This window comes from Rhizobium sp. 01L419 (genome assembly GCF_056400025.1).
This window is the reverse complement of the sequence record NZ_JBFTSM010000002.1, coordinates 290,101-316,041: the sequence shown is the minus strand read 5'-3', so window position 1 is coordinate 316,041 and position 25,941 is coordinate 290,101. Positions and strand designations below refer to the sequence as shown.

Sequence of the window (25,941 nt, the reverse complement as noted above, 5' to 3'; positions counted from 1 at the left end):
CATGAAGAGCCTGCTCCGCAATCGCAAGGCGCTGATCGGCCTCGCCATCATCGCCTTCATCATCATCGTGGCGATCGCAGCACCCCTGCTGACGCATTACGATCCCGCCGCCCGGACCGGTCGTCCGCACCAGCCTCCATCTGCCGAGCATATTCTCGGAACGACGCGCATCGGCCAGGATGTCTTTTCCCGGCTGATCTATGGCGCACGCACCTCGCTCGCCGTCGGCTTCGGCGCCGGCCTCCTGATCACCGCCGTCGGCACGGCGCTCGGCATCATCTCGGGCTATCGCGGCGGCAAGACGGACGAGATCATCAGCTTCTTCACCAACATGGTGCTCGTCGTGCCGAACCTGCCGCTTCTGCTCGTTCTTGCTGCCTTCATCGGTCAGGCGAGCCCGCTCGTCATCGCGCTTATCCTCGGCGGCACGTCCTGGGCCTGGGGTGCGCGTGTGACGCGCGCCGAAACGCTTTCCGTCAAACAGAAGGATTACGTCAAATCGGCGGAGATGATGGGCGAGCCACAGTGGCGCATCATGACATTCGAGATCTTCCCGAACGTGATTTCCATCGTCGGCATCAATTTCATCGGTAGCGTCATCTTCGCGATCATCACCGAAGCGACGCTGGAATTCCTCGGTCTCGGCGACCCGCGCGTCGTGTCCTGGGGCACCATGCTTTATAACGCACAGAAGGCTTCGGCGCTGTCGGTCGGCGCCTGGTGGGATATTCTCACACCCTGCTTTGCGCTCGCCTTTCTGGGCATCGGCATGTCGCTGCTGAACTTCGCCGTCGATGAGATCGCCAATCCGCGCCTGCGTACCGGCAATCATCTGAAGCGTTGGTCCCTTCTCATCCGCTCCGGGGAGGGCCGCCTGTGAGCCAACCGCTGCTTTCCGTCAAAAACCTCACGATCGACTATATCGGCGAGGAAAAGGACTTCCGCGCCGTCGACGATGTCAGCTTCGACGTCGCGCCGGGCGAGGTCTTCGGCCTTGCCGGCGAATCCGGCTGCGGCAAGAGCACGATCGCCTTTGCCATCAGCCGCCTTCACAAGCCGCCGGCGCTGATCCGCAAGGCGAGCCAGATCCTGCTTGCCGGCCGCGACGTGCTGGATCTCGATCCGAAGGCGCTTGCCGCCTTCCGCTGGCGCGAAGTCGCCATGGTCTTCCAGAGCGCCATGAATTCGCTGAATCCGGTGCTGCGCATCGAAGACCAGTTCTACGACGTCCTGCGCACCCACAAGGGCATGACGAAGGCGCAGGCGCGCGAGCGCACGGCCGAAATGCTGCGGCTCGTCGATATCTCGCCGGACCGCATGCGCAACTATCCGCATCAGTTTTCCGGCGGCATGCGCCAGCGCATCGTCATCGCCATCTGTATGGCACTCGATCCAAAGCTCGTCGTCATGGACGAGCCGACAACGGCGCTTGACGTGGTGGTGCAGCGGGAAATCCTGCAGCGCATCAATGAGCTTAGGAAAGATTTCGGCTTCTCGGTGCTCTTCATCACCCATGATCTCGGGCTGATGGTGCAGTTCTGCGACCGCATCGGCATCATGCTTGCGGGCAAGCTAGTCGAACAGAATGACGCCGAGGCGATCTACAAGATGCCACAGCACGACTACACGAAGAAACTCTGGGCCTCCTTCCCTTCGCTTCACGGAGGCGTGCTATTATGAATGACGCCATCCTCGCCCTCGACAAGGTCACCAAGACCTTCGGCCACGGCGCTTCCACCGTTCATGCCGCCCGCGCAATCTCGTTCTCTCTGCATGCCGGCCGTGCGCTGGCGCTGGTCGGCGAATCCGGCAGCGGCAAGACCACCTGCGCCCGCATGGCGATGCGCGAATATCTGCCGACATCAGGCCAGATCCTCTATAAGGGCCGCCCGGTCGAAGGTGCCAAGTCAGACGAAATCGCCCGCTACCGCCGCTCCGTGCAGATGATCTTTCAGGATCCCTTCGCCTCGCTGAACCCGGCCCATACGATCGCCCATCATCTACGGCGGCCGCTGAAGCTGCATCGGCCTGACATCCGTGGCAGCCAGATCGATACGACAGTGCGTGAACTGCTTGAGCACGTGAAGCTCGATCCGGATATCGTCGCGCCGAAATATCCGCACGAACTTTCGGGCGGTCAGCGCCAGCGCGTCAATATCGCCCGTGCGCTCGCTGCCCAGCCGGACGTGATCGTCGCCGACGAACCGACCTCGATGCTCGACGTTTCCGTGCGGCTCGGCGTTCTCAATCTCCTAAACGAGATGAAGAAGGAGATGAACCTCGGCCTGCTCTACATCACCCATGATATCGCCACTGCCCGCTACGTGGCGGAGGATATCGCGGTCATGTATTCCGGCCAGATCGTCGAATGGGGCAATACGGCCAAGGTGATCGACAATCCGCTGCATCCCTATACCCGCCTGCTTCTGTCGGCCGTGCCGGACCCGGATGTGCGCTTCGACGATCCACGGATGCGCCTGCAGCCACAGGAAGTCGAGGATATCCGCCGCCGTTCCGCCGCACCGCAGGAACAGGTGGTGGAACATGAGCCGGACCATTTCGTGCGCGTGGTCTGAGCACGGCTTGCTGGCTTCGACCGCCGCCCTATGCTAGGGGACGGTCCCTTTCAGCGAGACGAAACCGCCATGCTCCCCTGGATTCAGCTTGATTCTGCGACCATTCCCGGCGAAGGCGGGCAACTGCGGCTGAAGCAGCGCGGTGCTGAGTTTTCTATCATGCTCGGCACCAACGAGCTGATGAACAGCCGCCTCAGCGGTTCGGAAGAAGCGCTTGCCACGCTGTCCTTCGAACAAATCAAATCGCATCCGAAGCCGAAGATCCTGATCGGCGGGCTCGGCATGGGTTTTACGCTGCGGGCTGCCCTTGCAATCTCGCCGGCGGACGCCGGCGTCGTCGTCGCCGAGCTGATCCCGGAAGTCGTCGCCTGGGCACGCGGGCCGATGGCGGAGGTATTCAAGGGCTGCCTCGATGATCCGCGCGTGTCGATCCACGAGGGAGATGTCGGCGACGCGATCCGCGCCGGAAAGGCCGGCTATGACGCGATCCTGCTCGATGTCGATAATGGCCCCGACGGCCTGACCCGCAAATCCAATGATCGGCTCTACGACTATGCAGGGCTGAAATCCGCCCAAGAGGCGCTGCGCCCGGGCGGCGTGCTGGCTGTCTGGTCTTCCGGACCGGATGCGTCCTTCACCCGACGGCTGAAGGAGAGCGGCTTTGTCGCGGATGCAGTCAATACGCGGGCCAATGGCAAGCGCGGCGGAGCGCGGCACGTTATCTGGCTGGCAGTCAAGCCCGGTCGCTGACGCATATCCCCGGCAATAAAATGCACCTTTATCAGCGAAGGCGACGAAAGCACGCGCAAGAGAGCTTGAGATTGGTGCGGTAATAATCGTATCCCATAGGTCATGGATCGCGACGACGAGGAGGTCTCGCGGACGCTCATCGGCCAGCACGCCATACTTCCGCATAGGCAGAGGCATGACGTGCAGGCCCTCGATTGGATACAGGTATGCGCCTTTCAGACTGCCATAACTTTCACGACTTCCGCCGCCTTGCCAAACAGCGTCTTCCCGGGCCGATCTTCAACTATATCGATGGCGCGGCGGATGACGAGGTCACCTACCGGCGCAATACCTCATCCTTCGAAAGCTGCGATCTTCTTCCCAGCGTGCTGCGAGGCGTCAGCGAGGTCGACATGTCGGTTACCGTCATGGGCCAGAAGCTCGCCATGCCGGTTTATTGCTCGCCGACGGCGCTGCAGCGGCTCTTCCACCACGAGGGCGAGCGGGCGGTTGCGCATGCCGCCGGCAAATTCGGGACGATGTTCGGGGTTTCCTCGCTCGGCACGATCAGCCTGGAAGAGGCAAGACAGATCAGCAGCGGTCCGCAGGTCTACCAGTTCTATTTCCACCGGGATCGCGGCCTCAATCGCGAGATGATGGCGAGGGCCAAGCAGGCCGGCGTGCAGGTGATGATGCTGACCGTCGACAGCATTACCGGCGGCAACCGCGAACGCGACAAACGCACCGGCTTTGCCATCCCCTTCAAGCTCAACCTTTCAGGCATGGCGCAGTTCGCCGTGAAACCCGCTTGGGCGATCAATTATTTCACGCATGAGAAATTCCGCCTGCCGCAGCTCGACAGCCATGTGGACATGGGCAGCGGTACCATGTCGATCAGCCGCTATTTCACCGAGATGCTCGATCCGGCCATGAACTGGGACGACGTTGCCGAGATGGTGAAAATCTGGGGTGGGCAATTCTGCCTGAAGGGCATCATGACCGTCGAGGATGCCAAGCGCGCCATCGATATCGGCTGCACCGGTATCGTGCTTTCCAATCACGGCGGGCGTCAACTTGATGGTTCGCGCAGCGGCTTCGACCAGCTCGCGGAAATCGTCGAGGCCGTCGGAGACCGCATCGACGTGATGGTCGATGGCGGCATCCAGCGCGGCACCCATGTGCTGAAGGCCCTGTCGCTCGGCGCCAAGGCGGTCGGCGTCGGCCGCTACTATCTCTTCCCGCTTGCGGCCGCCGGCCAGGCCGGTGTCGAACGCGCGCTGCTGCAAATGCGCACTGAAATCGAGCGCGGCATGAAGCTGATGGGTGCCGCTTCCGTCAGCGACCTCTCGGCCGGCAATCTGCGTTTCCGCGCCTCTTGACACAGACAGGCGGCCGCGCTCGTCGGGCGTCGGCCAGACCGGGAGGATTACGCGCGCGCGATCTCCCGCGGCGCGGATGTACCGGTATCATGCTGGCGCTGGCGGATGATCGCCGATGCCTCGCGGGGATCGGGCGGCAGCACGGCATTCTTCAATGCAATCGAATATTCGTGCTGCGGGTTGTCGAGCACGGTGCGCGCATCGCCGCTCTCCACCACCACGCCCTTGCGCATGATGATCACGCGATCGGCGATATAGTAGGCGGTCGCCAGATCGTGGGTAATATAGATGATCGACACTTTCAGCGTATCGCGCAACTCGCGGAAGAGATTGACGATCGACATGCGCAACGACGCATCCACCATGGAGACCGGCTCATCGGCAACGATCAGCTTCGGTTCCGGAATGAGCGCACGCGCGACTGCGATGCGCTGAAGCTGACCACCCGACAATTCGTGCGAATACCGTCCACGGACTTCCGCGATGGAAAGGCCAACCCGCTGTAGGGCTAAATCGGCGAATGCCTCCTTGTCGGCGCGGCTCTTCGCACCCTTGAAGCGGTGGGCGGTGGCAAACAGGTATTCGTCGATACGCGTCAGCGGGTTGAACGCCTCGAACGGGTTCTGGAAGACCGGCTGGACCTTCGCCATGAAAGCTTCGCGGGCGCTGCGGCTGCGGATATCGCCGATATTGGTGCCGTCGAAGCGGATGCTGCCCTGGTCAGTCTTCTCATTACCGAGGATCATCTTGGCAAGCGTGGATTTGCCGGAACCGGATTCGCCGACGATCGTGAATATCTCTGGCCTGTCAGCCGTAAGCGCAAAGCTCACGTCGTTGACCGCCGCCATCTTGGCGCGCGAGAAGAAGCCGCCGATCGGAAAAAGCTTGGTGACGTTTTCAAGCTGGAGAAGGTGCGGGCCGCTCATTGGATCTTGTACTCCCCTGCCCTGAAACATGCGACCCGCCCGCCGGTCACGCTTGGCTGCATGATGGGCACCTCCTTCGAGCATCTCTCGACCGCAATCGGACAGCGCGGGTGAAATCGGCATCCAGACGGCGGGTTCGAGAGCGCCGGCGGTTTGCCCTGCAGGCTCTTTCTGGTCTTCGTGTCGCCGATCCGCGGCAGGCTGCCGATCAGGTGGACCGTATAGGGATGCTGCGGGTTGTCGAAGATCGCCTGGGTCGGCCCTTCTTCGGCCAGCCGCCCGGCATACATGATGGCCAACCGGTCGGTGATGGCGGCATGCACGGACATATCGTGAGTTACGAAGATGACCGAGGCCTGCATGCGCGACTGCACCTCCTTGATCAGCGCCAGAACGTCCTGCTGCACCAGAACGTCAAGCGCCGTCGTCGGCTCGTCGGCGATGATGAATTCCGGTTCGCAGACAGTCGCAAGCGCAATGGTCAGTCGCTGGCGCATACCGCCGGAGAGCTGATGCGGAAAAGCTTCAAGCACGTGCGGATCGAGATGCAGGCGGGCAAGATGCGCCTCGACCCGCTGGCGAAAAGCGGCCGGATCAAGGTTCATGTGCCGGAAGGCGAAATCGTTGAAGGCATGTTTGACCCGCCGCACCGGGTTCAGCACGTTCATCGAGCCCTGCATGATATAAGAGAGGTGACGCCAACGGGCGGCCCGCATTTTATGCGGTTCGCCATAGACGTCGATCAGCTTTCCATCGAAATTGAAATTAACCGTGCCGCCCACGACCCGCATCGGCGGGCGAATGGCGCCGGCCAGCGTCTTGATCAGCGAGGTCTTGCCGCTCGAGGATTCTCCGGCGATGCCATAGATCTCGTTCTTGCGAACCGTCAGGCTGATGTCGTCGACAGCGCGGATCTCGCGTCGCACGCCGAAATAGTCGTTGACGTAGTAGCATTTCAGCCCATCGATCGTCAGTGCGTCCTGGGATTTTTCGACGAGGGTCAAGGGCGCTTTCCTCAATAGGTTCTGCATCGTCTCAAGCTCCCATCCGGGCCAGCCGCGAGCGCGGATCGATATATTCGTTGACCGACATGGCGAGCATGAAGAGGCCAAGGAACAGGATCACCACGAAGAGCATCGGGAAGGCGATCCACCACCAGACGCCGGCGACCATGGCGGAATGGGCATTGGCCCAATAGATCATGCCGCCGACCGTCGGCCGGTTGATGTCGGAAAAGCCGAGGATGGAGAGCGTTACCTCCAGACCGATCGCCCAGATGAGGTTATTCATCGTCGTGAAGAAGACGATCGGCATGACATAGGGAAGATGCTCGCGGATGAGGATCTGCGACGTGCGCATGCCCGAAAAAACAGCGTGACGCGTGAATTCGCGATGGCGAAGCGACAGCGCCACCGAACGGATAAGTCGGCTATCGTGCGTCCAGCCGAGCAGGGCTGCGACGATCGCCAGCATCGACCAGGTCATCTGGTCGCGCAGCACGAAGACCAGCAGAAGCAGGATCGGAATATTCGGCAACGCGCCGAGCGTATCGTTGATGCCCATGATGATCTGGTCGGTGCGCCCGCCGATGTAACCGGAGACCAGCCCGACGACCAGCGCGATGAGGCGGCTGATGACGGCGACGATGATGCCGAAGAGCAGCGTGTTACGCAGCGATGCGCCGATCTGCCAGAAGACATCCTGCCCGCGCGACGTCGTGCCGAACCAGAATTCGGCGGACGGCGGCATGTCGGGGATCACGACGTAGATGGCGTTCTCGTCATAGGGCGAGAAGAAGGAGGCGACGATCAACCCGACGATGATCAGGATCAGGATCGTCCCGAACAGGAATTCCTTGTTATAGCGGAGCAGGTCTCTGAGGATCTTGAACATCGCGATTATCCCAGTTTCACGCGCGGATCGATCAGCGGGTAGATGATGTCGATCACGAAGACGGCGGAGGCGACGGCGATGATGGCAATGGTCGTCACGCCAAGCACAAGGCTGTAATCGCCGGAATAGATGCCCGAGATCAAAAGCTTGCCGATGCCGGGATAGTTGAAGACGAATTCGACGATGACGGCACCACCAAAGACATTGCCGAGGCTGAGCGCCAAGCCGGTGACCTGGGGAAGCATGGCGTTGCGCGCCACATATTGCGAAAAGATACTGCGCGAACGCACTCCGCCGAGTTCGGCATAGACCACGTGATCGTCGGTGACGATGTTGGAAACCAGCGAGCGCATGGAAATGAACCAGCCGCCGATACCGACGAGCACCAGCGTCAGCGCCGGCAGGATGCCGTGTTCGATGACCGATCCGATGAAAGCCAAGCTGAAGCCGGGCGCAAGATTGACCTGGGCGCCGTCGCTGATCGGCAGGATCGGCCAGATGAAGCCGAAGAGAATGACGAGGCTGAGGCCGATGATGTAGGTCGGGATCGGCTGCAGCGCCATGATCACGATGCCGGCGAACTTGAGTAGCCGGCTGTTGCGGAAATAGCCGGCAAGCGCGCCGAGCAGATTGCCGATGATCCAGGCGATGATCGTTGCGAGCGACAACAGCCCGACGGTCCAGGGCAAGGCGCGGCCGATGACGGTCATGACAGGCGTCGGGAAAGAGGACAGCGAGGGGCCGAAATCGCCCGTCAGCACCCGCCCCCAGAACGTGAAATACTGGTCGAGGAGAGGACCGCCGGTTCCATAGAGTTCCCGCAGCGACTCGCGCAGGATTTCGACCGCCTGCGGATCGGTCGAGCCGAAGCTCGTCAGCAGAGACACGGTCTGTTCCACAGGATCGACCGGCGAGAAATGCGCGATCAGGAACGCGAGCGTGATGCCGCTGCCGACGACAAATAGAAACTGCAGGAAACGCTTGCCCGCATAGATCAGAAAGCCATTCATGGCATCCACCCTCCAATAGCAGAAGGGGAGCGGCCGGCAGCCCGGCCACGCCCCATATCGACGCGATCAGTTCTTGGGAGCGTCCGGATTGGCCTTCAGGCCGACAACCATATAGCGGATGTTCGACCAGTTCGGACCCGAGGCGGAATAGGGGTTCTCGGCGCTCGGATAATTGGTCCAGTAGGTTGTGTCGAACGGCGCGAACTTGTTGTAGGCCATCAGCGGGATCATCGGCATCTCTTCGACAGCGAGCTTCAGGAAGTCCTGGCCAACCTTCGTGACATCAGGAGAATCGAAGGCGATCGACCGGTTTTTCGCGATCAGCTGGTCGAGGCGCGGATCCTGCCAGCGCTGCAGGTTTCGCGGCGGCTGAATCTGGCCGACCGGCTTGATGAACTCCGAATGGTAGCTGTCCAGGAAGAAGGACAGATCCGGATGGCCTCCCCAGGTTTCGATGCTCCAGTAGATCGCCGTTTCGAAATCGCCGGTGCTCAGACGCTGGCCGTTCGTCGGGCCGGCGACGTCCACCTTCGTGGCGATGCCGTTCTGGCTCCATTGCTGGGCGATGACCGTGCCGGCACGGGCAAGGGTCGGAATGGCGTCACCCTCCACCTGCAGGCGGATCGTGAACGGCGTGCCGTCAGGCTTCATCCATTGCTTGCCATTCTTCTTGAAACCGGCTTTCTGCAACAGTTCGGTCGCGGCCTGGACATCCTGTTTCCACCAGCCGAAGCCGAAGGTGCGCTGCAGCTGTTTCGGATCGGTCGGAATCTGGTCGCCCCACTGGCCGCGGACCATTGTGGCGATCTGGGCGGAGATGTTGGGATCATAAGGCTTGATCTTGCGGCTGCCGGTATCGAGCTCGAAATTGGTGAGCCAGTCCTGCATCGGTGCATAATAATCGTCCGGCGCCGAGCCGGTCGGCGGTGTGGCAAGGGCCGCAAGATTGGCGGCCCCGCGATAGGAGCCGAGCGCCACGGCGCGGATATCGATCATCAGCGCCAGTGCCCAGCGGACATCCTTGTTGTCGTAGGGCGCCTTCTTCGTGTTGAAGAGCACCGACGGCAGGGTCGGATCGGGATGGGCAAAGGGGAAGCCCTTCAGCCAGGAGGCGACGCTCTTGCTGTCGCGCATCATGGCGAACATGCCCTCGGGCGCCATGTCATTGATCACATCAAGGTTGTGATTGCGCTGCTCGATGACGCGAGCCTCTGGATTTCCGGCAGCACGATAGACGACATATTTGACCTGCGGCGGCTCCTTGGCGGCCATGCCAATCGAACTGCGCTGCCAGTCGTCACGCAATTTCCAGATGGTCCAGTTGCCACCCTTGTCATAGCTTTGCAGCACATAGGCGCCGAGCGAGACCGGCGGGTTGTTCTTGAATGCCAAGGGATCGCCCGCTTTTTCGAAGACGTGCTTGGGCATGATCCAGGCGGCGTTCCAACGCACGGTAAACAGTGTGTGGAAGCGAGAATTGGGTTTCTTCAGATGGAAGACGACCGTCTGAGGATCGGGATTCTCGATGCTGGCGACGTTAACGGTGAAAGGGGCGCTCCAGGACATGCCCGGATGGTCGATCTGCGTCTGGACCGTATAGACCACATCGTCACTGGTGAATTCGACGCCATCGCTCCAGTAGATGCCCTTGCGCAGCTTCACGGTCATCTGCGTGAAATCGGCATTATAGGCAGGAGGCTCCATCGCCAGCGCATTCTGCCAGGCATCCGGACCACCTTCGGGATTGATGAACCACAGCGTATCGGTCGTCAGTTGCTGCAGGCCGTTGAGATTGGCCGCACCACCGCCGCCCGGTGCCCAGACGTTGAACCAGTCTGCATTCTGTTGCGGCGTGCCCTGAATGATCAGCGTTTCATTGCGCGGAATGCCGGCAATGAAATCCTGCGCGTAGGCAGGGAGGGCGGCGAGAGACAATAGGGCAATCACTGCAAATCTAGGGAATTTCATCGGACGCTCCTCCTCCTCGGCCCGCATGGGCGGGCGCTTCCCGTAATCCGTTATCGATCGCGTTCCGGCAAAAGCGCCTGCATAGGGATCTGATGACCCGTATGACTCCTCCAACCGCTTAGCCTCGCTGCAGCATTTATCGACAATTTTTCACCAAACGGCAACAGGTAATTTTAAAAATGCCGAAAACTCTTGGTATTCCGGGCATTTTCTAACTCCAATACAAGTGTGACTTTTTATATTATTGACAAAATGGTCATTTCGCATAGCTTTTGCGACGAGCGCGGCGCCCTCCCAAGACAGCCGCACCTCATCACCATATCGGTCGGCTGGCCCTCGGGAGGAGGCTGAGGCATGACCGTTCAAGAGGAAAAGACGATGACGAGTTCCTATGACGTGACCATCAACGTTCACGCCGGAAGGCCGACCGAGCCTTATAAGCCGCTGTGGAACTGGTTCGGTTACGATGAGCCGAACTACACCTATTCTCCACACGGCAAAAAGCTCCTGAAGGAGTTGACGGAGCTCAGCCCCGTCGCACCACGCATTCGCGCCCATAATCTATTGACGAGCGGCGACGGTAAGCCGGCCCTGAAATGGGGCTCGACCAATGCTTACACAGAGGATGCGAACGGCAATCCGGTCTATGACTGGACGATCATCGACCAGATCTTCGACACCTATGTCGAAGCCGGTAACATACCGCTGATCCAGATCGGCTTCACGCCGGAAGCGCTTTCCGATTTCGACGGCCCCTACAAGCATGATTGGGAGCCGGCCGACAAATATGCGACGATCACCACCGGCTGGACCGCGCCGCCCAAGGACCTGAAAAAGTGGGGCGACCTGATCGAGGCTTGGGCACGGCATCTTGCCGACCGCTACGGCGAAGACGTCGTCTCTTCCTGGCCCTGGGAAGTCTGGAACGAGCCCGACGGCCATTACTGGACCGGTACGATCCCGGAATTCTGCGCCATGTATGACGCAAGCGCGCGCGCCGTGAAGCGCGCCCTGCCGAAGGCGCGCGTCGGTGGCCCGCACACCTGTGGTGCCTTTGCCAATGAGAAGGCGCAGACTTTCCTGCGCGCCTTCCTGCGCCACGTCGTCGAGAACAAGCCGCCGCTCGATTTCATCGCTTTCCACGCCAAGGGAAATCCGGTCATCTACGACGGCCACGTGCGCATGGGCCTGCACAAGCAGCTGCGCGACATCGAAACCAACCTCGCCATCATCAACGAATTCCCCGAACTGCGGCACTTGCCTGTCGTCATCGGCGAATCCGATCCGGAGGGATGCGCGGCCTGCTCGGCCCGCGTGCACCCGCAAAACGGCTATCGCAACGGCCCGCTCTACGGCGTCTATGTCGTCGAAAGCATGATTCGTACCTACGAATTGTCTCGCCGCGCCAATATCGAAATCGAGGGTGCGGTCACCTGGGCCTTCCTCTTCGACGACCAGCCCTATTTCGACGGCTTCCGGGATCTGGCGACCAACGGCGTCGACAAGGCGGTGCTGAACGGCTTCCGCATGCTCGGCAAGCTCGATGGGCAATGGCTGGAATCAGACAGCGACTATCGCCGCGATATCGAGGACATCATGAGCCACGGCGTTCGCGACAAGCCCGACGTCAACGTCGTGGCGACCCGTGACGACAAGGGCGTCTCGGTTCTCGTCTGGCACTATCATGACGATGATGAGGCCGGCCCTGCCGCAGAGGTCAGTCTCTCCGTCGACGGATGGGACAGCCGGCCGACGTCGCTCAAACATTTCCGGATGGACGAGGAGCATTCAAATTCGTTCCGCCTCTGGAAGGAAATGGGCAAGCCGCAGGAGGTCGAGGGCGCCGACTACACGAAGCTCGAAGCCGCAGGAAAGCTCGCAGAGATCGACAGCAAGGCATCGGTCGCCGTCAAGGACGGCAAGATCGATCTGCATTTCTCCCTGCCGCGTCAAGGCGTTTCTCTCCTTCGCCTGGACTGGTGAGACGGCAGGCCAAGGGGAGCGCGATCCTCCACATTGCGCTCCCTGCCTTTGCCGCAACCGCCGATTTCGCGATCCTTCTCGCCTGCCTGAAAACCACCAATAGCGAACTGACGATGGGCGCGATTCAGCCTGGGAATGGCGCCCATATTCCGTCAGCCGGTTGCGTTTGACATATCACTGCGGAACGCCCGACAACGACTTGCTCGGCGCCCAGCCGATAACCAAGTTGATGAGCCCTCCTCATTTCATCTTTAGCAGGCATCGACCGTTCCGTTGCCGAGGCGGGTAGCGATGCTCTGCAACTCCACATCTCTTCGGCGTTGATGCGGCCTTCCACCACAAACAGGTTTACATGTATCAACTGACATGTTAGTCCACACGTACTGACATGAAGGAGATATTTTGGTGACGGGGTTTGGTTTGTCGGTCGCTCTGGCGACGCCTTTCGAAAGCAGCGGGGCTATTGCCGCTGACGTCATGCTCGCCCAGGCAAAGCGGAGCCTGGCTTCGGGCTGTGCCAGCGTTACGCTGTTCGGAACGACCGGCGAAGGGGCCTCGATCGGCACCCAGGAACGGGAACGGATTCTCCACGCATTTCTCGCCGGCGGTATCCAGCCCTCCCAGATTGTCGTTGGCGTCCTCGTCGACGCGGCTGAAGATGCCGCCCAGCAGATCTCGCAGGCGCTCTTGAAGGGTGTACGCAACATCCTGCTGGCGCCGCCTTCCTATTTCAAGAATGTGAGCGACGACGGCCTGTTTGCCTGGTTTGCCGATGTGTTCGCGCGGGTGGGAAGCAAGGCGCGTGACGTCCTCGTCTACAATATTCCGTCGGTGACGATGGTGGCCTTGAGTATCGATCTGATCGGCCGCCTGCGAACCGCGTTTCCTTCGGTCGTCACCGGTGTCAAGGACTCCTCCGGCGACTGGCCCTATACGGAAGCGCTTCTGGGCAAACATGGCGACCTCATCATCCTGATCGGCGACGAACGGCATCTTGCCAAAGGCGTGCGCATGGGCGGCCAGGGTGCGATTTCGGGCATGGCGAATTTCGCCCCTGATGAAGTGCGGTCAATGGCTGTCGACGGCAATGACGATCCGCGCGTCGAACGCTTCGTATCGGAGCTTCTGAAGCATCCCGTCACGCCGGCTGTAAAAGTCATGGTGTCGAAGATGACGGGCGATGATACTTGGCTTGCCGTTCGCCCGCCTTTGACGTCAATCTCCGCCGACGGCAGGCGCGAGCTTGCTCTTGCCTTTGATGGACTTTTCCGCACAAAGGCAGCATAGCGGTCATGTACGAGGAGAGCCCGATGGATGGAGCTGACGAGCAGCCGACGCTGAGAGAAAAAGCTTATGAGAGCTTTACCCGGCATCTGCTTGCGCGTGACGTCCGTCCTGGGCAATTCGTCTCCCAGCGCAGGCTGGTCGAGCTGACCGGCTTGACGCTCGGCGCAATCCGCGAGCTTATTCCACGCCTTGAAGCGGAAGGGCTCATCAAGACCGTGCCGCAACGCGGCCTGCAGATTGCCCATATCGATCTCAATCTCATCCGTGAAGCCTTTCAGCTTCGGCTTTTTCTCGAAAAGGAGGCCGTTGCGATCTTTACGCAAACGGCCAGTGACGAGACGATTGGCGGGATGCTGAGCGAGCATCGCGAGATCATGTCGGCAATCGAAGGCGGCAATCATTCGCATGATCTGGAGGTTCGCGCCCAGGCAGTCGACTGGGGCATGCATGACGCCTTTATCGATGCGTTGGGCAATACCATCATTTCCAATGCCTATCGCGTCAATTCGATCAAGATGCGCCTGATCAGCCAGGAACGCTTCCGCATCGACGGCCGCGTCGGTCCCGTCATGGGAGAGCACCTTCGTGTGCTTGAGGCGATTGAACAGAGAAATGCGGGAGAGGCCGTTGATGCCCTTGCCGCCCATATCAATCACGCACGAAGTCGTGCGCTTAGACTATAGACTGACGCCTGCGGTGAGGAGATCGCGGGCCACACAAGAGGAGGAGAGCAGCATGCCATCGTCATTCATTCATCCGACACGTCGCCACTTTCTGGCGGGATCGGCGGCCATCGGTGCAGCCGGGCTTCTCGGCATCAAGCCCGCCTCTGCGGCTGTGGACTGGAAGCGTTTTGCCGGAACAACCCTTGAGGTCAACCTCGTCAAGAGCCCGCGCAGCGAAACGATCCTGAAATATCTCAGCGAATTCGAAGCGTTGACGGGCATCAAGGTCAATGCCGAAGCAACACCCGAACAGCAGCAGCGCCAGAAGACCACGATCGAACTGAGTTCGGGCAAGCCGAGCTTCGACGTTGTGCATCTCAGCTATCACGTCCAGAAGCGGCAGTTTGAAAAAGGCGGCTGGCTTGCCGATATCAGCGGCTTCGTCAAGGATCCCTCGCTGACCGACCCGTCGCTGGTCGAGAGCGATTTTGCTGAAGCCGGCCTGCAGTTCGCCAAGGATTCGCAGGGTGTCTTGCGCTCCCTTCCCTTCTCGGTGGATTACTGGATCGTCTATTGGAACAAGGAACTGTTCGAAAAGAAGGGCCTTTCCTACCCTTCGACCTTCGACGAAATGGCCAGCGCCGCCGAAGCTCTGACCGACAAGTCCTCCAACACCTACGGCTTCGTTGCCCGCGGCCTCAAGAATGCCAATGTGCCCGTCTGGACGACGCTGCTGCTTGGCTACGGCTCAACGCCGCTTGGACCTGATGGAAAGCTGCGCACGACATCTGACGAGGCCGTCCAGGCAGCGACAATGTATCAGCGGCTGATGACGAAGGCGGCACCCGTCGGCGTTTCCGGTTTCAACTGGGCAGAAGCGCAGTCGGCCTTCCTGCAGGGCAAGGTCGGCATGTGGCTGGACGGCGTCGGCTTTGCTCCGCCGATCGAAAACCCCGAAAAGTCCCGCGTGGTCGGCAAGGTCGGTTACGGTGTCATGCCGAAGGGACCGAAGGCCCAGGCCGCTGCAACGACGGGTGACGGTATTGGCGTCACCGCGGCCAGCAAGAACAAGGAAGCAGCCTATCTGTTCTGCCAGTGGGTCGTTTCCCACGAAATGGGCGCGCGCCTTCTGCAGGCTGGTGCGGGTGTTCCGTTCCGTAACTCGATTCTCGAAGATCGGAAGGTTCGCGAAGGCGTCACCATGCCGAGCGCCTGGGTCGATGCGGTCGTGGGCTCAGCAAAGGTTTCGCAGCTCGCCCTGCCGGTCATCATTCCGGTCACCGAGTTCCGCGACATCTACGGCGTCGGCCTGACCAACATGATCAGCGGCGCCGATCCGGCAGCAGAACTGAAAAGCGCAACGGCGCAGTTCGAACCCGTATTGGCCCGAAGCGAGGGATAATGGCGTCCGTAAGCATGGAAACCACGCGGTCGAAAAGCACCGTAAATGGCCGGAGCAAGCTTGGCAGGCTTGCTCCGAACTACTGGCCCTTCGTTGTCCCGGCACTCGTCGTCATTGCCGCGGTCATCGTCTTCCCGTGGGTGTTCACGCTCTGGATGAGCGTGAACAGCTGGACGCTGGGCCAGTCGGTGGTTTTCGCGGGGCTGGACAATTACAGCCGGCTGCTGGTGGACATGCGCTTCTGGGAATCGCTGTGGCACACCACGCTCTATACGCTGCTTGCGGTCGTCGCCCCGCTGTTTCTGGGTACACTGGCAGCCCTGATTTTCGACGCGCAGTTTCCGTTCCGCGGATTGCTGCGCGGCATTTTCGTCATGCCGATGATGGCGACACCCGTTGCCATCGCGCTGGTCTGGACCATGATGTTCCACCCGCAGCTCGGCGTGCTCAACTACCTGCTCTCCCTGATCGGAATCGGGCCCCAGGAATGGATCTACAATCAGATCAGCGTGATTCCTTCGCTCGTGCTGGTCGAAACCTGGCAATGGACGCCGCTGATCATGCTCATCGTGCTTGGAGGGCTCGCTGCCGTTCCGCGCGAACCCTATGAAAGTGCCGAGATCGACGGGGCAAATGCGTGGCAGAAGTTCCGCTATCTGACACTGCCGATGATAGCGCCCTTCCTGATGATCGCCGTCATCATCAGAAGCATCGATGCGGTCAAGAGCTTCGACATCATCTATGCGATGACGCAGGGCGGTCCCGGCACGGCCTCCGAGACGATCAACATCTATCTCTATAATACGGCCTTTTCCTATTACGACATCGGCTACGGGTCGGCGATGGCGGTCGTGTTCTTCATTATCATCGTCGCGCTTTCCTTCGTGCTGATGATGGTCCGGCAGCGCGCCAACTGGTCCGACACGGAGTCACGCTGATGAAACGCAAGACGATCGACCGCATCGGGCTGCTGTTTGTCGCCCTTGTCATGGTCTCGCCGGTCATCCTGTTTTTCCTCTGGATGATTTCGCTGTCGCTGAAATACGAAATCGATAACGGCGCCTACCCGCCGATCTTCATCCCCGAGCGTTTTGCCTGGACGAATTACCTGAAGGTTTTCGAGGAGAACAATTTCTTCCTCTATTTCTGGAATTCCGTGTTGGTGACCGGTGGTGCGACTTTGCTTGCTCTGCTTATCGGCGTGCCCGCCGGCTATGGAATTGCACGCCTGAAGGCGGAGCGGTCGGCGATGGTCATCATGATCGCCCGCATGACGCCTGGCCTGTCCTTCCTGATACCGCTTTTCCTGCTGTTCCAGTGGCTCAACCTTCTCGGCACGCTCTGGCCACAGATCATCATCCATCTCGTCGTGACGGTGCCGATCGTCGTCTGGATCATGATCGGCTATTTCGAGACGACACCGATGGAACTCGAGGAGGCAGCCAGCATCGATGGGGCGACATCCTGGCAGGTTTTCCGTCTGGTGGCGCTGCCGATTGCCAGGCCGGGCATCGTCGTCGCCTTCATCCTGTCGGTCATTTTTTCCTGGAACAACTTCGTGTTCGGCATTGTGCTTGCGAGCCGCGAAACCAGAACCCTGCCCGTCGCGGTCTACAACATGCTGTCATTCGAGCAGGTCAGTTGGGGGCCGCTTGCCGCGGCCGCGCTGATCGTCACGCTACCCGTGCTGGTGCTGACGATGTTTGCGCAAAAGCAGATCGTCGCAGGCCTGACGGCGGGCGCCGTTAAGGGCGGCTGAACCAAGCACCGAAAGGGACAATCAACATGGCTAATGTGAACATTCGAAACGTCCAGAAGCGCTTCGGTGCCGTCAACGTCATCCGGGACATCAGCGTCGACATCGCCGATGGGGAGTTCGTCGTTCTCGTCGGCCCGTCCGGCTGCGGCAAGTCTACCCTGCTGCGCATGATCGCCGGGCTCGAAGAGATGAGCGACGGAGAAATCCGGATCGGCGTCCGGGACGTCAGCAATCTGCGGGCGCGAGACCGGGATATTGCGATGGTCTTCCAGAACTATGCGCTCTACCCGCATCTCAGCGTCGCCGACAATATGGGCTTTGCCCTGAAGCTGAAGAAGACGGATGCGTCGGAAATTTCTCAGCGGGTCAACAAGGCCGCAGGCATCCTCGGCCTCGAAAAGCTGCTCGATCGCTATCCGAAACAGCTCTCGGGCGGCCAGCGCCAGCGCGTCGCCATGGGCCGCGCACTGGTGCGCGATCCGCAGGTCTTCCTTTTCGACGAGCCGCTTTCCAATCTCGACGCCAAGCTGCGCGTGCAGATGCGTGCCGAAATCAAATCCTTGCATCAGCGCATCAAGACAACGACGATCTACGTCACCCACGACCAGATCGAAGCCATGACGATGGCCGACAAGATCGTCGTGCTGCATGACGGCGTGATCGAGCAGGTCGGAGCTCCGCTTGAGCTTTACGATCGGCCAGCCAACCTCTTCGTTGCCGGTTTCATCGGCTCACCGTCGATGAATTTCATCGATGGCAGGATCGAAGAGGGTGTTTTCCGGACGGAGAAAGGCCTGGCCTTGCCATTGCCTGATAGTATCAAGAGTGCGCCGCCTGCCGGCCAGTTGATCTATGGTATCCGCCCGGAGCATATTCGCGCCAGCCAGGGCGGGATTGCCGGTCGCGCCGAGATCGTCGAAGGAACGGGATCGGAAATCTTTGCCAAGCTGGATTGCAGCGGCGAAGAGATTTCTTGCCTCTTCCGCGAACGTTTGGCGATCAATTACGGCGACACCGTCTCCATCTCGATCGATCCGGCAAGCGTCCATCTCTTCGACAAGTCGACTGGTCGGCGCGTTTGAACCCGATCGCTCCTGGTATGGGCAGCAAGCCGCGCCACGTCCTGTGCGTCGGGGCGGCCGTCCTGGATACGTTGTTTCGGGTCAGGACAATTCCGCAGACGCCCGGCAAGGTCCTGCCCTACGAGATGCTGCAGGTGGCTGAGGGAATGGCTTCCAGTGCGGCCTTTGCCGTCGTGCGCCTCGGCGGCATGGCAAGTCTCTGGAGCGCCGTCGGCGACGATCAGGCCGGGCAGCAGATCCTATCGGAACTGGAGCAAGCGGGCATTGATGTCCGCGGCATCGTCCAGGCTCCCGGTGCCCGCTCAGCCGTTTCGACAATCCTCATCGACGATAACGGTGAGCGCCTGATCGTCCCCTTTTACGACCCGCGCCTGCATGAAGACATAAGGGACGTAACGGCCGACGATCTCGCCGCATTCGATGCCGTGCTGGTGGATGTCCGTTGGCCCGCTCTCGCCATCAAGGTCCTGTGCACCGCCAGGCAGGCGGGCAAGCCCGCGATCCTTGACGGCGATGTCGCCCCGCCTGACGTCATCGACATGCTGGCGAGACAGGCGGATCATATCATCTTTTCCGAGCCTGCAGCCCACAGCCTTTCAGGGATCAGTGATCCTGCCGCCATGATCCCGCTTCTGAAGCTGCGTTATCCGCAGGCATTGGTCGTCGTTACCGCCGGCGAGCGCGGCAGCTACTGGTGGGACGAACAAGCAGCCTGCGTCGCCCATATGCCTGCGTTTCGCGTCAAGACCGTCGACACGCTTGCGGCCGGAGACATCTTCCACGGCGCCTATGCGCTGGCGATTGCCGAAGGACTGTCGATCGACACTGCCATTCAAATGGCTTCGGCCGCCGCCGCATTGAAATGCAGTGTCTTTGGTGGACGGCTGGGCGCGCCCGACCGGACTGGTGTTGCGGCCTTGTTGCGGCACGCTGGTTTCACGGAAACAGCTGACGCCTAGCGCGCCTGCGGGCAAACGAGATAAGCCTCAGTCTTCGCTCACATAGGCGAGGTAGCGCCTCTTGCTCGGCTGCAGGTGATCGACGCAGAGCTGCGCCAGAACCCAGTTGTCCCTGCCCTTCAACATCTCGATCATCAGCCGGTGATGTTCATGCGAGATCTGCAACGATTCCTTGCTCGACATGGAGTTGGCGCGCACCGGCAGGCTGAGGCGCATGTAAAGCTCGATCGATTGCACGAGATGTGAATTGCCGCAGGCGCCGAAGAGCGTCAGGTGAAACCTGTCATTCGTCTCGTGCACACCGCGCAGATAGCCGGATTCGACGTGTCGGCCATGCTCTTCGTGCAAGACCGTCAATTCAGAGATCAACTCGTCAGGCGCCGGCAGCGGAATCCAGAGTGCCGCCTGCCGCTGCAGCAATTCGCGCACGTCATAGATCTCCTGCACCTGCCTTGATGTCAGCGAGCGCACGGTGGCGCCCTTGTTGCGCTCGCGTACGACGATGCCCATCGTCTCCAACTGGACGATCGCCTGGCGCGCGAAGTGTCGCGTCACATGGAAGCGCGCAAGCAGCGTATCCTCCGTCAGGCGGGTGCCGGGGGCCAGCCGTCCGAAGATGATGTCCTCTTCAAGTGCGCGCACGATGCTCAGATCGTCGTGCTCGATCTCGTCTTCACGGCTTTCATTGAGCGTCTGCATCAACAAGTTCTCCGGCAATGCGCCATCTTATCGCGGTTTGCGTTCGGGGTCGAACCGGCTCTGCCGATAGATGTCTTCGACGAGCGCCAGCGTCTTCAGATTATCGTCAGGCACCGTCTCCATCGCCGTACGGCCCTCCAGCCCGTCGAGGAAATGCGCAATCGTTGCGTCGTAAGCGCCCTGATAGACGGCATCCGCATCGAACTCCTCCACGCGCTGCATATGACCTTTTGCAGAAAGACGACTTCCATCCAGTTCCAGCGTCGCCTGCGTGCCGGATATCCGCAGATGGTCGCGCGGTGCCGCCGGCGCGCCGTGCACTGCCAGATTGGCGTTTACCGTGACGATCACCCCGTCGTCCAGACGGCGCAGGACGACAGCGGCGACATCTTCGGCGATAATGTCGTCATTGCTGCGCTCGAGCCTTGCCGCAACCACTTCCATTTCGCCCAGCAGGTAGCGAAGCGCATCCAGATGATGAATCATCACTTCCATGACCAGCAGACGCTGCTGCCTGCGGAAAAACGGCTGGCGTATGAGTGCAGGCCTGTTCCCCTCGGCGTCGGCAATCATGCCACTCGAGAAGAATTCAAACTGAACCTGCCTGATATTGCCGGCCAGGCCTTCATCCAGCCAAGCCTTTAGCCGGCGGTAATAGGCGCGAAACCGCCAGTTCTCGTGCACCATCAGACGGATGGAAGATGGCAGGCCTGCAACGAGGGCGACCGCCTGATCATAGTCGGGCGCGAGCGGTTTTTGGCAGAGGATATCGATGCCCTTTGCCGCTGCCAGTCGCACAAGATCCACATGCGCCTCGCGCGGGGCGCAGATATCGACGGCGTCGAGCGCTTCTTCCGCCAGCATGGCCTCTGCGCTCGCGTAATTGCGGGGAATGCCGAACTTGCCGCTTTTGGCCGCGCGGGCCTGCCCCGAGGGATCGGCGATCGCCACGATCTCCGCACGGGCCGACTGCTTTGCCCACGCAGGCAGGTGATAGTCGCTGACCCAACCAGCCCCGATGACACCTACCCGCCTTCGTTTTACGTCCACGACAAACCACTCCCGTTCCGTTTTATCGATAATTTAGCCTCCATCTCCCAGAAAGCCAATGCACACGATGAAGGAAAAGCTGTAGATATCTCGAATTATCTTGAGTTTTCTCAATTAAATTCCATGACGAGAGCAACAGGCGTGACCGCAACCATATCTTCTTTATTGACAATCTCGCATATCGCTTTAGGCTTGGCCTCGACTTAAGGGATGAGGGAGGAACAATTGTCGAGCGGTCTTCGTCGCAAGCTGACGAGTTACGGCGATCAGGGTTTTTCCCTTTTCCTGCGAAAGGCTTTTATCAAAGCCATGGGCTATTCGGACGATGCTCTGGATCGCCCGATCGTTGGCATTGCCAATACCTACAGCGATTTCAACCCGTGCCACGGCAATGTCCCACAGCTCATCGACGCTGCCAAGCGCGGTGTTATGCTGGCGGGTGCCATGCCGATGGTCTTTCCGACCATATCCATCCATGAGAGCTTTGCCTCGCCGACCTCGATGTATCTGCGCAACCTGATGGCGATGGAAACCGAGGAGATGATCCGTGCCCAGCCGATGGATGCGGTGATCCTCATCGGCGGCTGCGACAAGACCCTGCCGGCTCAGATCATGGCGGCCGCCAGCAGCGAGATCCCGGCGATCTTCCTGCCGACCGGGCCGATGGCTGTCGGTCATCACAAGGGCGAAAGGCTTGGCGCCTGTACCGATTGCCGCCGCTTCTGGGGACGTTTTCGTGCCGGCGAAATCGATGAGGCCGAGATTACGGACGTCAACAACAAGCTCGCCAGCTCCGTCGGCACCTGCACGGTGATGGGAACGGCAAGCACGATGGCCAACCTGACAGAAGTAATGGGTCTTTGCGTGCCGCGGGCGGGATCGGCGCCAGCGGCTGAATCCGAACGTGTGCGCCTCGCCGAGGAGACCGGACGCGTCGCCGCCGGCCTGGCAACCGATCCGGATGCGCCCCTTGTGCGCGATATCCTGACACCTGCGGCGATCCGTAACGGTCTCGTCGCGCTGCAGGCGATGGGTGGCTCCACCAATGCCGTCGTCCACCTCGCCGCCATCACTGGCCGGCTCGGCCAACGTCTCGATATGGCCGAGCTTGACAGGCTCGGCAAGATCATCCCGCTGCTGGTCGATCTTCAGCCCTCCGGCCAGCATTATATGGAACAATTCCACGAGGCCGGCGGCGTGCAGGCGCTGCTGAAGGCCGTGCGCCACGAGATCGACGGCAATCAGCGGACGGTCCATGGCAAAACGATCGGCGAGGTGATCGATAGCGCCCCCGACGAACCGGGCCAGACCATCATCCGCACGGTAGAAAAGCCACTGAAACCCATCGGCACGATTGCCGTTTTGTCCGGCAACCTCGCCCCCCGCGGCGCTGTCATCAAACAATCGGCCGCATCAAAGGACCTGCTGCAGCATGAAGGGCGGGCTGTTGTCTTCGATTCCGTCGAGGACATGACTTTGAGGATCGATAGCGAAGGGCTGGACGTGAGGGCCGATGATGTTCTCGTGCTGCGCAACGCCGGTCCCAAGGGAGCGCCGGGCATGCCGGAGGCCGGCTATCTGCCGATCCCGCGCAAGCTCGCGCGGCAGGGTATCAAGGATATGGTGCGCATCTCCGATGCCCGAATGAGCGGCACTGCCTTCGGCACCATCGTGTTGCATATCGCACCGGAGGCCGCCGCCGGCGGACCGCTGGCAATCGTCAGGACGGGAGACCGCATCCGCCTGGACGTCGCTGAACGGCGAATAGACCTTGTCATCGACCAGGCCGAATTCGACCGGCGCATGGCAGAACTCGGCGACGTATCCAGAGCCGAACCACCGCGCGGCTATGCGAAGCTTTACCATACCCGCGTGCTGCAGGCCGACGAAGGCGTGGATTTCGATTTCCTCCAGCATGAGGAGTTGGAGGCGAAATGAGCATGGTGGATAGCGAAGCGCCACTCTGCCTTCCCCGCCTGCCGCTGACGCGCCTTCCGTCAAACCCGCTGCCACAGGACACGATCGACACGCATTTCCACGTCTTCCGTGCGGATGCACCACTTAATACACCGCGAAGCTATACGCCTGACATCGCAACGACTGCCGACTGGATCGCCTTCGCCGACCAGCTCGGTATCGGCAGGGGCATCCTCGTCCAGCCAAGCGTCTATGGACTTGACAATCAGGTGCTGATCGAGGCGCTAACTGCCTTCCCCGACCGCCTGCGCGGTATCGTCGTCATCGAGCCCGATGCGAGCCCTGACGAGATTGCCCGCCTCGACCGGCTTGGTGTCCGCGGCGTGCGCATCAACACCCGTAACAAGGGCGGCCTGCCGCTTGCCGCCGCCGAAACGCTTGCATCGGAAATACGCGATTTCGGCTGGTCGCTGCAGCTGCAGGTCAGCCCGGAACAGATCACCGGGCTCGCTGGGCGTCTGCGGGATCTTGAGGTTCCTTTCGTCATCGATCATCTGGGCTTCATACCGCTTGCCGACGGTGCTTGGCGGCAGCATCTGCCGGCGCTCCAGCGGCTGGCCGATAGTCCCGGCGGCTACATCAAGCTGACAGCCCCCTACCGGCTGACGCGCGAGCGCGGCTATCCAGGTTTTGGCGAAGTGGTGAAGGCGCTTGGCACCAGCCATCCGGAAAAGCTGCTCTGGGGCAGCGATTGGCCGCACACCGAACTCTGGAGCGATATGCCTGATGATGCCGAGTTGATAGACGGGATGCAGGACGCCATTGGTACCCCCGCGCTTGCCCGCAAAATCTTCGTCGAAAACGCCGAAAAACTCTTCTTTGATCGCTGAACGGCAGATGCCTTGACGATGGCCAAGAGCACCTATGTGATTGTTGTCGCTTTCTTTGCCGGAGCGGCTGCGAGTCGGCAGGTGTCATGATCCGCGCGATCTGGGCGGTTGGGGGAAATGTGAGCAAGAGCTACGATTTTATCATTGCCGGCGGCGGGTCTGCTGCCTCCGTTGCGGCCATGCGGCTGGTGCGGGATTTCGGATTTTCGGTGCTGATCATTGAACGCGGGCCGCGTGACACAGCAAAGCTGATGTCCTTTCCAGCCGGCTATATGAAATATCTCGCCCGCGACGATTTCCTCGAAATGCACCATACGGTGCCACAGCCACAGCTTGGCGGCCGTGGGCCGATCGTGCCGGTCGCCAGGGCGCTCGGCGGTGGCAGCGCGGTCAATGCCATGGTCTATATGCGCGGCCAGAAGGAGGATTACGATAGCTGGTCCGCCTATCTCGGCAACGGGACCGAGTGGTCTTATGCCGACATGCTGCCGCACTTCAAAAATATCGAGGCCAATAGCCGCTTCAACAACGAATTCCACGGCATTTCCGGCAATCTGCGCGTTTCCGAGCCGCGCCATATCTCGGATACGACCGAGGATTTCATCCTCGCCGCGCAAGGGCTCGGCCACCCCTATAATCCCGATTTCAACGGCGTCAGGCAGAATGGCGTCGGCATCATGCAGCACACCTTCGCCAAATGGGGTCGCCGGACCGAGCGGTCGGATGCGAAGAAAGCCTTTCTCGATCCGCTGGCTAGCGACAAGAAGCTTGAGATTATTACAGAAGCGCGCGTCGACCGCCTGATCATCCGGAACGGCCGCGCGGTCGGCGTTGCCTATACGCGGGGCGGCCAGACCCACGAAGCCACGGCCGAACGTGAGGTGCTTGTCGCGTCGGGAACCTATAACAGCGCCAAGCTGCTGATGCTTTCAGGGATCGGCCCTGCCGATCACCTGCGCGAACACGGCATCAAGGTGGTCGCCGACCTGCCCGGCGTCGGCGCCAATCTGCAGGATCACCACGAAGTTCCCGTCATCGCCACTACGAAGGGCAAGTCCGGCTATTTCGGCGAAGACAAGGGCTGGCCGATGGTCCGCAACGGCTTGCAATACCTGCTCTTCGATTCCGGGCCTGTGACGACGACGGGGATCGAATCGTGCCTATTCTACGATCCTGACGGTGGCGAGCGGCCGACGATCCAGCTCTATTGCGCACCGATCGTCTATCTCGATCGCGACGTCTCCTCTGCCAAGCCGACCTGGGGCGTGACTTTCACCTCCTGCCTGCTGCGGCCAAAGGCACGCGGCAGCGTGAAATTGCGCTCGGCCAATCCCGCCGACCAACCGCTCGTGGACTGCAATTTCTTCGGAGATCCCGATGATCTGCGGCTGACGCTCGCGTCCTTGAAGACGGCGCGGCAGCTTCTGGAAACGGAACCCTTCCGCTCGAAGATCGCAATGGAGATCCTGCCCGGTAAGGCGCTGCAGGACGAAGACGCGCTGACGAAATTCGCAGGCCAGACCGTCAAGACGAACTATCATCCCTCCGGCAGTCTGCGCGTGGGGCCGGAGAGCGACCCCATGGCTGTGGTCGACGGTACGCTGAAGGTCCGCGGGCTCGAGGGGCTGCGGGTGATCGATTGTTCGATCATTCCCTTCATCCCGTCAGGCAATACAAACGCACCGGCCATGGCGATCGGCTCCAAGGCAGCCGATATGATCCGCAGGGATTACCATTGAATGCCGCTCATTTTGACGCTATATAACG

General features: G+C 60.6%; 23 protein-coding genes. 16 read left to right on the top strand and 7 right to left on the bottom strand.

Going from position 1 to position 25,941, the window contains the following annotated elements:
* Position 1 precedes the first annotated feature (1 nt).
* The 5 genes from AC1DUP_RS05300 (at position 2) to AC1DUP_RS05280 (ending at position 4,684) form a co-directional block, all read left to right on the top strand.
* On the top strand, positions 2-880 hold the full coding sequence (locus AC1DUP_RS05300) for an ABC transporter permease (protein ID WP_113308893.1): 879 nt from the start codon (positions 2-4) through the stop codon (positions 878-880).
* Positions 877-1,680 carry an ABC transporter ATP-binding protein gene (locus AC1DUP_RS05295; protein WP_113308892.1) on the top strand — a complete coding sequence of 268 codons (804 nt, stop codon included), beginning with the start codon at positions 877-879 and terminating at the stop codon, positions 1,678-1,680. The genes AC1DUP_RS05300 and AC1DUP_RS05295 overlap by 4 nt, the downstream gene beginning before the upstream one ends.
* A complete protein-coding gene (locus AC1DUP_RS05290; RefSeq protein WP_477832232.1) occupies positions 1,677-2,576 on the top strand; it encodes an ABC transporter ATP-binding protein in 900 nt (299 codons plus the stop codon). The genes AC1DUP_RS05295 and AC1DUP_RS05290 overlap by 4 nt, the downstream gene beginning before the upstream one ends.
* 69 nt (positions 2,577-2,645) lie before the next feature.
* A complete protein-coding gene (locus AC1DUP_RS05285; protein WP_113308890.1) occupies positions 2,646-3,326 on the top strand; it encodes a class I SAM-dependent methyltransferase in 681 nt (226 codons plus the stop codon).
* Between the two features lie 206 nt (positions 3,327-3,532).
* Positions 3,533-4,684, top strand: a complete 1,152-nt coding sequence (locus tag AC1DUP_RS05280; protein ID WP_113308889.1) for an alpha-hydroxy acid oxidase — start codon at positions 3,533-3,535, stop codon at positions 4,682-4,684.
* Positions 4,685-4,731: 47 nt separating this feature from the next.
* On the opposite strand, the gene AC1DUP_RS05275 is transcribed toward AC1DUP_RS05280, so the two are convergent.
* From AC1DUP_RS05275 to AC1DUP_RS05255, 5 genes are all read right to left on the bottom strand, one after another.
* Complete coding sequence (locus AC1DUP_RS05275) at positions 4,732-5,610, bottom strand: ABC transporter ATP-binding protein (RefSeq protein ID WP_113308888.1); 879 nt, start codon at positions 5,608-5,610, stop codon at positions 4,732-4,734.
* Positions 5,607-6,641, bottom strand: a complete 1,035-nt coding sequence (locus tag AC1DUP_RS05270) for an ABC transporter ATP-binding protein (protein WP_115037699.1) — start codon at positions 6,639-6,641, stop codon at positions 5,607-5,609. The genes AC1DUP_RS05275 and AC1DUP_RS05270 overlap by 4 nt, the downstream gene beginning before the upstream one ends.
* A gap of 4 nt (positions 6,642-6,645) precedes the next feature.
* Positions 6,646-7,503: an ABC transporter permease gene (locus AC1DUP_RS05265; protein ID WP_113308887.1), complete on the bottom strand. Its 858-nt coding sequence runs from the start codon at positions 7,501-7,503 to the stop codon at positions 6,646-6,648.
* A 5-nt stretch (positions 7,504-7,508) separates the two neighbouring features.
* Complete coding sequence (locus tag AC1DUP_RS05260) at positions 7,509-8,513, bottom strand: ABC transporter permease (protein ID WP_113308886.1); 1,005 nt, start codon at positions 8,511-8,513, stop codon at positions 7,509-7,511.
* A 66-nt stretch (positions 8,514-8,579) separates the two neighbouring features.
* Positions 8,580-10,481 carry an ABC transporter substrate-binding protein gene (locus tag AC1DUP_RS05255; protein WP_113308957.1) on the bottom strand — a complete coding sequence of 634 codons (1,902 nt, stop codon included), beginning with the start codon at positions 10,479-10,481 and terminating at the stop codon, positions 8,580-8,582.
* Between the two features lie 354 nt (positions 10,482-10,835).
* On the opposite strand from AC1DUP_RS05255, the gene AC1DUP_RS05250 reads away from it, so the two are divergent.
* The 8 genes from AC1DUP_RS05250 to AC1DUP_RS05215 all read left to right on the top strand — a co-directional run bounded on the left by AC1DUP_RS05250 (position 10,836) and on the right by AC1DUP_RS05215 (position 19,618).
* Entirely contained in the window at positions 10,836-12,464 is a 1,629-nt protein-coding gene (locus tag AC1DUP_RS05250; RefSeq protein WP_113308885.1) for a GH39 family glycosyl hydrolase, read from the top strand.
* 402 nt (positions 12,465-12,866) lie between these two features.
* Positions 12,867-13,751 carry a dihydrodipicolinate synthase family protein gene (locus AC1DUP_RS05245; protein ID WP_113308884.1) on the top strand — a complete coding sequence of 295 codons (885 nt, stop codon included), beginning with the start codon at positions 12,867-12,869 and terminating at the stop codon, positions 13,749-13,751.
* Positions 13,752-13,774: 23 nt separating this feature from the next.
* Positions 13,775-14,434, top strand: coding sequence for a GntR family transcriptional regulator (locus tag AC1DUP_RS05240; RefSeq protein WP_113308883.1), 660 nt, complete (start codon positions 13,775-13,777; stop codon positions 14,432-14,434).
* 52 nt (positions 14,435-14,486) lie between these two features.
* On the top strand, positions 14,487-15,818 hold the full coding sequence (locus tag AC1DUP_RS05235; RefSeq protein ID WP_113308882.1) for an ABC transporter substrate-binding protein: 1,332 nt from the start codon (positions 14,487-14,489) through the stop codon (positions 15,816-15,818).
* Positions 15,818-16,756: a carbohydrate ABC transporter permease gene (locus AC1DUP_RS05230; RefSeq protein WP_113298711.1), complete on the top strand. Its 939-nt coding sequence runs from the start codon at positions 15,818-15,820 to the stop codon at positions 16,754-16,756. Before AC1DUP_RS05235 ends, AC1DUP_RS05230 begins: the two co-directional genes overlap by 1 nt.
* On the top strand, positions 16,756-17,577 hold the full coding sequence (locus AC1DUP_RS05225) for a carbohydrate ABC transporter permease (RefSeq protein WP_113298710.1): 822 nt from the start codon (positions 16,756-16,758) through the stop codon (positions 17,575-17,577). The genes AC1DUP_RS05230 and AC1DUP_RS05225 overlap by 1 nt, the downstream gene beginning before the upstream one ends.
* Positions 17,578-17,603: 26 nt before the next feature.
* A complete protein-coding gene (locus AC1DUP_RS05220; protein WP_113308881.1) occupies positions 17,604-18,659 on the top strand; it encodes a sn-glycerol-3-phosphate ABC transporter ATP-binding protein UgpC in 1,056 nt (351 codons plus the stop codon).
* Between the two features lie 17 nt (positions 18,660-18,676).
* Positions 18,677-19,618 carry a sugar kinase gene (locus AC1DUP_RS05215; protein WP_113308880.1) on the top strand — a complete coding sequence of 314 codons (942 nt, stop codon included), beginning with the start codon at positions 18,677-18,679 and terminating at the stop codon, positions 19,616-19,618.
* 27 nt (positions 19,619-19,645) lie between these two features.
* Here AC1DUP_RS05215 and AC1DUP_RS05210 read toward each other — a convergent pair whose 3' ends face one another.
* Both AC1DUP_RS05210 and AC1DUP_RS05205 read right to left on the bottom strand, forming a co-directional pair.
* Positions 19,646-20,317 carry a GntR family transcriptional regulator gene (locus AC1DUP_RS05210; RefSeq protein ID WP_113308879.1) on the bottom strand — a complete coding sequence of 224 codons (672 nt, stop codon included), beginning with the start codon at positions 20,315-20,317 and terminating at the stop codon, positions 19,646-19,648.
* Between the two features lie 27 nt (positions 20,318-20,344).
* Positions 20,345-21,367 (bottom strand): Gfo/Idh/MocA family protein, encoded by a 1,023-nt coding sequence (locus AC1DUP_RS05205; RefSeq protein ID WP_477832231.1) that lies wholly within the window; start codon positions 21,365-21,367, stop codon positions 20,345-20,347.
* A gap of 225 nt (positions 21,368-21,592) precedes the next feature.
* On the opposite strand from AC1DUP_RS05205, the gene AC1DUP_RS05200 reads away from it, so the two are divergent.
* The 3 genes from AC1DUP_RS05200 (at position 21,593) to AC1DUP_RS05190 (ending at position 25,913) form a co-directional block, all read left to right on the top strand.
* Positions 21,593-23,305: an IlvD/Edd family dehydratase gene (locus AC1DUP_RS05200; protein WP_113308877.1), complete on the top strand. Its 1,713-nt coding sequence runs from the start codon at positions 21,593-21,595 to the stop codon at positions 23,303-23,305.
* Positions 23,302-24,174, top strand: coding sequence for an amidohydrolase family protein (locus AC1DUP_RS05195; protein ID WP_113308876.1), 873 nt, complete (start codon positions 23,302-23,304; stop codon positions 24,172-24,174). Before AC1DUP_RS05200 ends, AC1DUP_RS05195 begins: the two co-directional genes overlap by 4 nt.
* A gap of 119 nt (positions 24,175-24,293) precedes the next feature.
* A complete protein-coding gene (locus tag AC1DUP_RS05190; protein ID WP_477832230.1) occupies positions 24,294-25,913 on the top strand; it encodes a GMC family oxidoreductase in 1,620 nt (539 codons plus the stop codon).
* Positions 25,914-25,941 lie beyond the last annotated feature (28 nt).